Annotated in this window: 7 protein-coding genes; 3 read left to right on the top strand and 4 right to left on the bottom strand. The window is 70.0% G+C overall.

All coding sequences use genetic code 11. From position 1 onward, the window contains the following. Positions 1 to 1,434, bottom strand: a 1,434-nt coding sequence (locus M1M07_RS31140; protein WP_248676627.1) for a hypothetical protein, incomplete at its 3' end; no start/stop codon positions are given. 224 nt (positions 1,435 to 1,658) lie between these two features. Here M1M07_RS31140 and M1M07_RS31145 point away from each other — a divergent pair. After that, the gene (locus M1M07_RS31145; protein ID WP_248676628.1) at positions 1,659 to 2,717 is read left to right on the top strand and encodes a M23 family metallopeptidase; all 1,059 of its coding nucleotides are present in this window, start codon (positions 1,659 to 1,661) and stop codon (positions 2,715 to 2,717) included. 66 nt (positions 2,718 to 2,783) lie between these two features. Here M1M07_RS31145 and pcrA read toward each other — a convergent pair whose 3' ends face one another. Continuing rightward, a complete protein-coding gene (gene pcrA / locus M1M07_RS31150) occupies positions 2,784 to 5,210 on the bottom strand; it encodes a DNA helicase PcrA (protein WP_248676629.1) in 2,427 nt (808 codons plus the stop codon). A gap of 264 nt (positions 5,211 to 5,474) precedes the next feature. Between pcrA and M1M07_RS31155 the strand changes: the two genes are divergently transcribed. Beyond that, a complete protein-coding gene (locus tag M1M07_RS31155) occupies positions 5,475 to 5,774 on the top strand; it encodes a chorismate mutase (protein WP_197255404.1) in 300 nt (99 codons plus the stop codon). Positions 5,775 to 5,829: 55 nt separating this feature from the next. Here the strand turns inward: M1M07_RS31155 and M1M07_RS31160 are convergent, their stop codons facing one another. Beyond that, a complete protein-coding gene (locus M1M07_RS31160) occupies positions 5,830 to 7,281 on the bottom strand; it encodes an NAD-dependent succinate-semialdehyde dehydrogenase (protein WP_248676630.1) in 1,452 nt (483 codons plus the stop codon). Between the two features lie 79 nt (positions 7,282 to 7,360). Here M1M07_RS31160 and pgi point away from each other — a divergent pair, with 79 nt between their 5' ends. Then, complete coding sequence (gene pgi / locus M1M07_RS31165) at positions 7,361 to 9,001, top strand: glucose-6-phosphate isomerase (RefSeq protein WP_197255402.1); 1,641 nt, start codon at positions 7,361 to 7,363, stop codon at positions 8,999 to 9,001. A gap of 100 nt (positions 9,002 to 9,101) precedes the next feature. Here the strand turns inward: pgi and M1M07_RS31170 are convergent, their stop codons facing one another. After that, positions 9,102 to 9,410: a hypothetical protein gene (locus tag M1M07_RS31170; RefSeq protein WP_248676631.1), complete on the bottom strand. Its 309-nt coding sequence runs from the start codon at positions 9,408 to 9,410 to the stop codon at positions 9,102 to 9,104. Between the last annotated feature and the right edge of the window lie 134 nt (positions 9,411 to 9,544).

Here is a 9,544-nt window from a genome sequence, read left to right on the forward strand (position 1 = left end):
CCCCCACACGTCGTATCCCCAGGGATAGGCGAGCAGCGACCCGGCACCGTGGTACAGGGGCACGGCCGACCCGACGATGCACGCGACGGCCGCGACCAGGACGACCACGCGCGTGCGCGCGGTGACGTGCAGCTCGGCCGAGGTGTCGATCCGATCGCGCTCGGCGGCCCCCGCGACGAGGACCGCGACACCGGTGGCGGCCGCACCCACCAGGGCGCAGAACACGACGGCGGTCCCCGGACCGGCGCCGACTCCCGGCAGGTCGGCGGCCACCACCCACGCCTGCAGTACTGCGGCGGCGGTCGCCGCGACCGCGACGATCGGCACCGCAACCGCCGGACGCACCGTCTCGGCACAGGCGGACAGCAGCAGCCACACGCTCAGCGCCGCCAGCAGCAGCCCGGCGACGAGCAGCACGCGGGTCTGCGGCAGATCCGGGACGTCGTGGCCGGCCGGCACGGAGAGCGTGGGCAACAGTGCTCCGACGACGGCGAGCGCGGCGGTGAGGAGACCGAGGACACCGGCGACGGCGTGTGCCCGGCCGGAGCGGAGAACACCAGTCGATCCCGGCCGGGCCGGGCGGGCGGCACGCCGCGCACCGGCCGCGGGCATCGCCGCGGCCAGGACGACGAGGAGCACCGCGGCGATCGTCCCGGCGGCGGTCGCCGGCGTGGGTGAGAGCCGGTCCCCGGCCAGGCCCGCGGCAAATCGTGGTGCGAGCAGGGCGAGCGCGGCCGCTCCGGTCCCGGCGATCGCGCCCGCCGCGGCCGTCGTTCCCGCACTGAGCGCCCACGCCACGGTGACGAGCGCGAACGTCGCGGTAAGCACACCGCCGAGCGCAGTGGTCGCGGGAGCATCGAGCACCCCGCGCGCGACGATCACCGGGTCCGACGAGACCACCACCGGCGCGAGCAACCCGACGGCCACCACCGTCGCGGCACCGACGATCCCGGCGACGACGGGCGTACCCGGCCGGGTGCCGACCGGTCTCTCGTCGGCGTGCGGGGCGCCGCCCGCGGCGATCGCACCGGCCACACCGGCGAGCACCGCGCACAGGTGTCCGGCGAGCAGCATCGCGGCACCGGGTCCGCCGGTGAGCGCCGCGGCGGTCACGGGACGGAACAGTTCGAACCTGTTCGCGTCGATCGCGTCGACGAACAAGGTGAGATCGGCGAGCGCTGCGCCCGCGGCGATACCCCCGGCCCCCGCGAGCAGGGCGCCGGCTGCGGTAGCCGATCGGCGCGCGACCGCGAAGGCGGCGACAGGGATCGCCGACACGGTGATCGCGGCGACGATCGCGGCGGCGAGGATCGCGGACCCCACGGCGCCGGTTCCGGCCCGCACGACCGGCAGCAGCGGCGCCGCCGCGACGGCGAGGGCACCCAGCACCGAGAGTGCGAGTCCGAATCGGAGTGGTGTGGGGCGGTTCGACACGGGGCGACGCTACGCGACCGATATGTCACCGGACCGTGACACACCGAAATGTTCTGTATCGCCGGGGCAAGAGCGGAATGTTTCCGCTTTCGCCGCAGGTGAGACTGTGATGCCGCTCACAGCGCCTGGGCGTGTCTCCCGTATGGGTTGCCAGCCCAGCGATCGTTTCGTTACGGTCCCTTTGGTCGAAATAACGGTCAGGTCACGAACGGGAGGAACGGCGAATGAGCCCGAGCAGTCAGCTCACCAGCCGTGGGGTCCACGACGGATCATCGGAGACCGACCACTACGCAGGCGCTGGGTACTCGGCAGACTCCGGCTACTACACGGAGTCCGGGTACTACGACTACGAGTCCGACTACTACACGGACGCCCCCTACCACTACGGCGACGACCAGCCGACCGCCGCGCAGTCCTACGCCGACCGGTCCTACTACGGGCAGGCCGCTTTCCGTGACGCCGGCGCCGAGACCTACTACGAGAACGAACCGGTCGACGTGGATGCCCCGGGCCGCCGCGGCGGCGCCCACCGCATCCCGACACCGCCGAGCGCGCTCAAGGGCCGCGCCGCGGTGTTCGCCGTGGCGGCCGGCGCAGTCGTCGCCGCAGGCCAGGCCGCAACGAACGGGCCCTCGCAGGGATCCGAGCACTCCGAGGTCGCACTCGCGGCGAACGAGTCCGATTCCAACGTCATCACCGCCACCGCGGTACCGCAGGCTTCCCAGTTCGCCGCGACCGCCTCGGACGGCGCCGCTCCGTCGCAGGCGCCGCAGGTCCTCAACATCGCGGACCCGAACGATCTCTCCCAGTTCTCGAACCTGCTCGCGAAGGGCCAGCGGTTCAGCGAGGAGCGTGCCGCCCGCGAGGCCGCCGCCCGCCGCCCGTTGTTCGTCCTCCCCGCGATCGGCACGTTCACCTCGAACTTCGGTGCCCGCTGGGGCACCCTGCACGCCGGTGTGGACATCGCCGGCCCGATCGGCACCCCGATCCTCGCGGTCGCCGACGGTGTCGTCATCGATTCCGGTCCCGCCTCCGGCTTCGGCCTGTGGATCCGCCTGCAGCACGCCGACGGCACCGTCACCGTCTACGGCCACATCGACCAGACCCTGGTGACCGTGGGCCAGCAGGTCATGGCGGGCGACCAGATCGCGACGATGGGCAACCGCGGCTTCTCCACCGGCCCGCACCTGCATTTCGAGGTGCATCTGAACGGCACCGACAAGATCGACCCGGTTCCGTGGCTCGCCACCCGGGGCATCAGCCTCGGCATCGAGCAGGACTGAATCGGCCCACTCGGCAGCAATTCCGCGCCGGAACCCCGTGACCGGAGCCCCGGCGCCACCTCTCCCCTAGAGCTTGACCATCGGCACGCCGCCGACGAGCATCAGCCGCACCTTGCCGGCGCCTCCGAAGTCGATGACGACCGTCGCGGTCGGTCCCGACCCCTTCGTCTCGAGCACCGTCCCGAGCCCGTACTTGTCGTGACTGACCCGGTCCCCCACCGCGAGCACCAGCTGATTGTTGCGGGCGCGCGCACTGCCGAACCCGCCGCCCGATCCGGAGCCGCCACCGAAGCCCGAACCGCCCCCGAAGCCGGATCCGACGCCGCCGTAGCCGCGTGAGCGTCCGGACCCGATGGCGTGGCCGGCCGAACGAACCGGCTCCTCCCGCTTCCATTCGATGAGGTGCTGCGGAATCTCTTGCAGGAAACGCGATTCCGGGTTCGACACGGGCTGACCCCAGGACGAGCGCAGGACCGCGCGGCTGAGGTAGAGCCGACGTCGGGCCCGCGTGATCCCCACGTACGCCAAGCGGCGTTCCTCGGCCAGCTCGGCCGGGTCGCCGAGCGCGCGCATGTGCGGGAACTGCCCGTCCTCCCAGCCGGTGACGAACACGACCGGGAACTCCAGGCCCTTGGCGGTGTGCAGCGTCATCAGCGTCACGACGCCGTCGTCGTTCTCCGGGATCTGGTCCGCATCGGCGACGAGCGAGACCTTCTCGAGGAATGCGGGCAGCGATCCAGGTTCCGGATCGCCCTCGTCCCGCTCGATCTCCTCCAGCCCCGCCGCATTGCGCGCATCGGAGCTGAATTCCCTTGCCACACTGACCAACTCGTTGAGGTTGTCGAGGCGGGCGCCGTCCTGCGGGTCGTCGCTCGCGGCGAGTTCCGCACGGTAGCCGGTCCGTTCGAGGATCGCCTCCACCAGATCACCGAGATCGACGAGTTCGTTTCCGTCCGAGTCGGTTTCGGTGAGCATCGCGCGCAGTCGGTCGAGCATCTCGGTGAACGCGGCAATTGCCTTCTGGGAACGCGTGTTCAGCAACGCGACCTGGCCGGCGGCGGCGTCGGCCAGCGCCTGCCCGAAGCCGATCCCGAGCCGCTCGGCGTGCACCGCGACGCACGCCTCGGCGCGGTCGCCGATGCCGCGGCGCGGGGTGTTGAGGATGCGGCGCAGGCTCACCGTGTCGTCCGGGTTGGCGAGCACCTTCAGGTACGCGACCAGGTCGCGGACCTCCTTGCGCTCGTAGAAGCGCACCCCGCCGACGACCTTGTACGGCACGCCGTGGCGGATGAAGACGTCCTCGAGTGCCCGGGAGGAGTTGTTGGTGCGGTAGAAGACGGCGACGTCGGCGAACTTGACCTCCCCGGCGGCGGTGAGCCGGTCGATCTCCGCGGCGACGAACTGCGCCTCGTCGTGTTCGTTGTCGGCGACATAGCCGACGATGAGATCGCCCTCGCCGGAGTCGGTCCACAGCCGCTTCTCGCGGCGTCCGGCGTTGCGGGAGATGACGGAGTTGGCCGCCGACAGGATGTTCTGCGTGGAGCGGTAGTTCTGCTCGAGCAGGATGGTCCGGGCGTCCGGGTAGTCGCGCTCGAACTCCTCGATGTTGCGGATCGTCGCGCCACGGAAGGCGTAGATGGACTGGTCCGCGTCGCCGACGACGCACAGTTCGCTCGGCGGCACCGGACTCCCGTCTCCGGCCTCACCGACGAGCGTGCGCACCAGCACGTACTGTGCGTGGTTGGTGTCCTGGTACTCGTCGACGAGCACGTGGCGGAACCGGCGCCGGTAGTACTCGGCGACCTGCGGATGAGCCTGCAGCAGCGCGACCGTCTCGCCGATGAGGTCGTCGAAGTCGAAGGCGTTCGCCGACCGCAGCCGCTGCTGGTAGTGGGCGTACACGGTCGCGACGATGCGCGGCAGTTCCGCGGGGTCGCCGTCCGCGTCCGCGGCGGCCTCCTGCGGATCGATCAGCTCGTTCTTCAGGTTCGAGATCTGGGTGGCGAGCAGGCGCGCCGAGTACTTCTTGGTGTCGAGATCGAGATCCTTGGCGATCATCGTGAGCAACCGGCGCGAGTCGTCGGCGTCGTAGATCGTGAAGTTCGAGTTCATGCCGGGCAGCAGGGCCGACTGGGCCCGCAGGATCCGCACGCAGCTGGAGTGGAACGTCGAGACCCACATGCTGTTGGCACGCGGCCCCACCAGCTGCGCGACGCGTTCGCGCATCTCGGCCGCGGCCTTGTTCGTGAACGTGATCGCCAGGATCTGACCGGCCGCGACACCGCGCTCGGCGAGCAGGTACGCGATCCGCCTGGTGAGCACCGCCGTCTTGCCGGAGCCGGCGCCGGCGACGATGAGCAGGGGACCACCGTCGTGGGTCACCGCTTCCCGCTGCTGGGGATTCAGGCCCGCGAGCAGCGAGTCGGACGAATCCGCACTCGCTCGCCGGGGTGAATCGGAGTCGGGGTGGCCGAAGGCAACGGGAGTGTTCATCGTCGTGCCAAACTACCGGCGGACCCCGACAATCGCGTAGACGGGCGATCCGGACGTTCCGGCCAGGTCGCCCTTACTTGGCGACCGGATTCCACGGATGGCAGACTGGTTTGCATGTCATGTGACCGCTGTCGACCGGATGGACAGGATGCACTACGGTGTCGGTTTCCCAGCACCGACGCCTGACCGCACGGTCCTGATCCACCTCCGGCGGTAACGCCCACCGGTTCCGGAGCGATCCCAGTTCTGACGCGAGGAGATGACATGAGCACCAACATCGACGCTGCCACATCCGACTCTGCCGCCGACGTCCCCGCCAGCCAGGCGGAGATCGACGAACTTCGCAAGGAGATCGACCGACTCGACGCCGAGATTCTCGCCGCGGTCAAACGCCGCACCGAGGTCTCGCGAATCATCGGCCGTACCCGCATGGCTTCCGGCGGCACCCGTCTCGTGCACAGCCGTGAGATGAAGGTGCTCGAGCGGTTCAGCGATCTCGGCCAGGAGGGTCACACCCTGGCGATGCTGCTGCTCCGCCTCGGCCGCGGCCGACTCGGCCAGTAGTAGCCACAACCGACTCGGCCGGTAGCCGCACGGGCTTCCGGCCGTAGCCGTCGGCCTACTCGAAGGCGATGTACTTGGTTTCGAGGTACTCCTCGATGCCTTCATGTCCGCCTTCCCGTCCGATCCCCGACGCCTTGACCCCGCCGAACGGCGCGGCCACGTCGGAGATCACCCCGCGGTTGACCCCGACCATGCCGGATTCGATCGCCTCGGACACCCGCAGCGCACGATCGAGGCTGCGCGTGTACATGTAGGCGGCCAGGCCGTACTCGGTGGCGTTGGCCGCGGCGATCGCTTCGTCCTCGGTGTCGAATCCGGCCACCGCCGCCACCGGGCCGAAGACCTCTTCCCGCAGGATCCGCGCGGACGTCGGGACGTCGTCGAGGACGGTCGCCGGGTAGAACCAGCCCGGCCCGTCCGGAACCTTGCCACCGAGCCGCACCCGCGCACCGTTCGCGACCGCATCGTCGACGAGGGTGGTGACGGTGTCCTTCTGGTCGGCGTCGATCAGCGGTCCGAGTGTCGTGTCCGGATCGGTGCCCGGTCCGAGCCGGTAGGCGGCCATCTTCTCGGTGAGTTTCGCGACGAACTCCTCACGCACGGAGTTCGCGACGTGAATCCGGTTCGCGGCCGTGCAGGCCTCGCCCCCGTTGCGCAACTTCGCGGCGAGCGCGCCGTCGACCGCGGCGTCGAGATCGGCGTCGTCGAACACCAGGAACGGCGCGTTGCCTCCGAGTTCCATCGACGTGCGCAGCATCGCATGCCCTGCCTTCTCGGCCAGGGCGCGGCCGACGCTCGTCGACCCGGTGAAGGTGAGCTTGCGCAGTCGCGGGTCGTCGAGCAGCGGACCGGTCACGGCACCCGCGTGGGAGGTCGGCAGCACCGAGAGCACACCCGTCGGCAGGCCCACCTCCTCGAACACCCGGGCGAGCAGCAGCATCGTCAGCGGGGTCGCCGACGCCGGTTTGACGAGCATCGTGCAGCCGGCGGCCAGCGCCGGCGCGATCTTGCGGGTCCCCATCGCCAGCGGGAAGTTCCACGGCGTGATCGCCAGGCACGGGCCGACGGGCTGCTTCGTGACGAGAATGCGCCCGGTACCGGCCGGCGAATGGGTGTAGCGGCCCGCGATGCGGACCGCTTCCTCGGAGAACCAGCGAAGGAACTCGGCGCCGTAGCGAGCCTCGGCGCGGCTCTCCGGCAGCGCCTTGCCCATCTCGAGGCTCATCAGCAAGGTGAACTCCTCGGCGCGGGCGGTGACCGCCTCGAAGGCCGCGCGCAGCAGCTCACCGCGTTCGCGGGGCGCGGTCGCCGCCCACTCCGGCCCGGCCGCGACCGCCGCGTCCAGTGCTCTGGCCGCGTCGGCGGGACTCGCGTCGGCGACTTCGGTGAGGACCTTCCCGGTCGCCGGATCATGAACGGGAAAGGTCGCGCCGTTCTCCGCAGCGGCCCAGTCGCCGCCGAGGAACAGATCGGTGGGCACGGTTCGCAGCATCTCCGAGATGTCCATGTCCCCATCATGCGCCCGCGCATTTCACATCGGTTTCCGACCGACCGGTAACTTCCGTTCCGCACTAGTCTCTGCAGACATGGAAAACGTGACGCGAACCGCCCCGTGGCAACAGCTCGCCGAACATCGTGCGGAGATCGAGTCGCTGCACCTGCGCGAGTTGTTCGCGGCGGAACCGGGTCGCGCCGAGGCGTTCACGCTCACCGCCGCCGACCTGTACATCGACTACAGCAAGCACCTGATCACCGGCCGCACCCGCGAGTTGCTGCTCGACCTGGCCCGCGCGTGCGGCGTCGAAGCACACCGCGATCGGATGCTCGCCGGCGAGCACATCAACACCTCGGAGGACCGCGCGGTGCTGCACACGGCGCTGCGGCTTCCCCGCGAGGCGACGCTCACCGTCGACGGCCAGGATGTCGTCGCCGACGTGCACGCGGTGCTCGACAAGATGGGTGAATTCACCGACCGGGTCCGTGACGGCCGGTGGCGCGGCGCCACAGGGGAACGCATCACCACGGTCGTCAACATCGGCATCGGTGGGTCGGATCTGGGTCCGGTGATGGTGTACCGGGCGTTGCGGCACTACGTCGACGCCGGTGTCGAGGCCCGGTTCGTCTCCAACATCGATCCGGCGGATCTGACCCACAACCTGCAGGGTCTCGACCCGGCCCGGACGCTGTTCGTCGTTGCGTCCAAGACGTTCTCGACGCTCGAAACCCTGTCGAACGCGACCGCGGCGCGGCGCTGGCTGGTCGCGGCGCTCGGCGAGGACGCCGTCGCGAAGCACTTCGTCGCGGTGTCCACCCACAAGGAGCGGGTCGTCGAGTTCGGGATCGACCCGGAGAACATGTTCGGGTTCTGGGACTGGGTCGGCGGCCGGTATTCGGTGGGCTCGGCGATCGGGTTGTCGGTGATGGCCGCGATCGGCAGGGAGCGGTTCGCGGAACTGCTCGCCGGGTTCCACGCGATGGACACCCATTTCGCGACGGCGCCGCTCGAATCGAACGCGCCGGTGCTGCTCGGTCTGCTCGGCGTCTGGTACACCAGCTTCCTCGGGGCGCAGTCCCGCGCGGTACTGCCCTACAGCAACGATCTGGTGCGGTTCCCCGCGTATCTGCAGCAGCTGACGATGGAGTCGAACGGCAAGTCGGTGCGCTCGGACGGCACCGCGGTGGACTATCCGACCGGGGAGATCTTCTGGGGTGAGCCGGGCACCAACGGCCAGCACGCGTTCTACCAGCTCCTGCATCAGGGCACGCACCTGATCCCGGCGGACTTCATCGGCTTCGCCCGCCCCCTCGACGACCTGCCGACGATCGACGGACGCGGCTCGATGCACGACGTGCTCATGTCGAACTTCTTCGCGCAGTCGACGGTGCTCGCGTTCGGCAAGTCCGCCGAGCAGATCCGCGCCGAAGGCACCGACGAGGCGCTGGTGCCGCACAAGGTGATGCCCGGCAACCGCCCGTCGACGACGGTCCTGGCCCCGTCGCTGACCCCCTCCACGCTGGGTCAGCTGATCGCGCTGTACGAACACGAGGTGTTCGTGCAGGGCGTGATCTGGGGTATCGATTCGTTCGACCAGTGGGGTGTCGAACTCGGCAAGGCGCAGGCGCTCGCGCTGGAACCGGCGCTGACCGAGCCGGAAGAGCCCGCATCCCTGGGGGATTCGTCGACGGACGCGCTGATCCGCGAGTACCGGCGGCTCCGCAACAGCTGACGATCTACGCGGCTTCTGCGAATTCGCTCGTGCCGCAGGAGGAGCGGATTCCGAAGCGGTGGGCGAATTCGACTGCCGGGCGATAACGACGCGACGACCGTCAGGCGGCCCGGGGATTCGACCACGCGGCGGTGGTGTGGGTGTGGCCGCTCTCGTCGATCAGGCGGGCCGGCATACCGTACTGCTCGAGCCAGCGCATCGCCCCGAGGCCTCGGCGCAGGGCGGTCGCACAGGCCGCGTCCGCCCACACCGCGTCCGCGGCGATGACGGTGACCTCGCGCCACAGCGAATCCCGGGAGTCCCCCGCCGTGCGCGTCGACATCGCGGCACCGGCCGGGAGTTCGACGGTTCCGCCCCCGGGCAGGTCGATCTGCCAGCCGCCGGCCGGGCAGTTGCCGGCGGTGGCCATCGTTTCGCGGCTCTTCGCACTTGGTAGGGGCGGGTGTCGATCGACCCCATTGCCGTGTCGGTGATTGAAAAAGGGCCCGCGCCCTTGTGAGCTGGGTGTTCTCAGGCATCCAGGACAGCAAGGAACGCGGGCAT

It is taken from the genome of Rhodococcus sp. HM1 (assembly GCF_023218075.1).
Lineage (GTDB): Bacteria > Actinomycetota > Actinomycetes > Mycobacteriales > Mycobacteriaceae > Rhodococcus.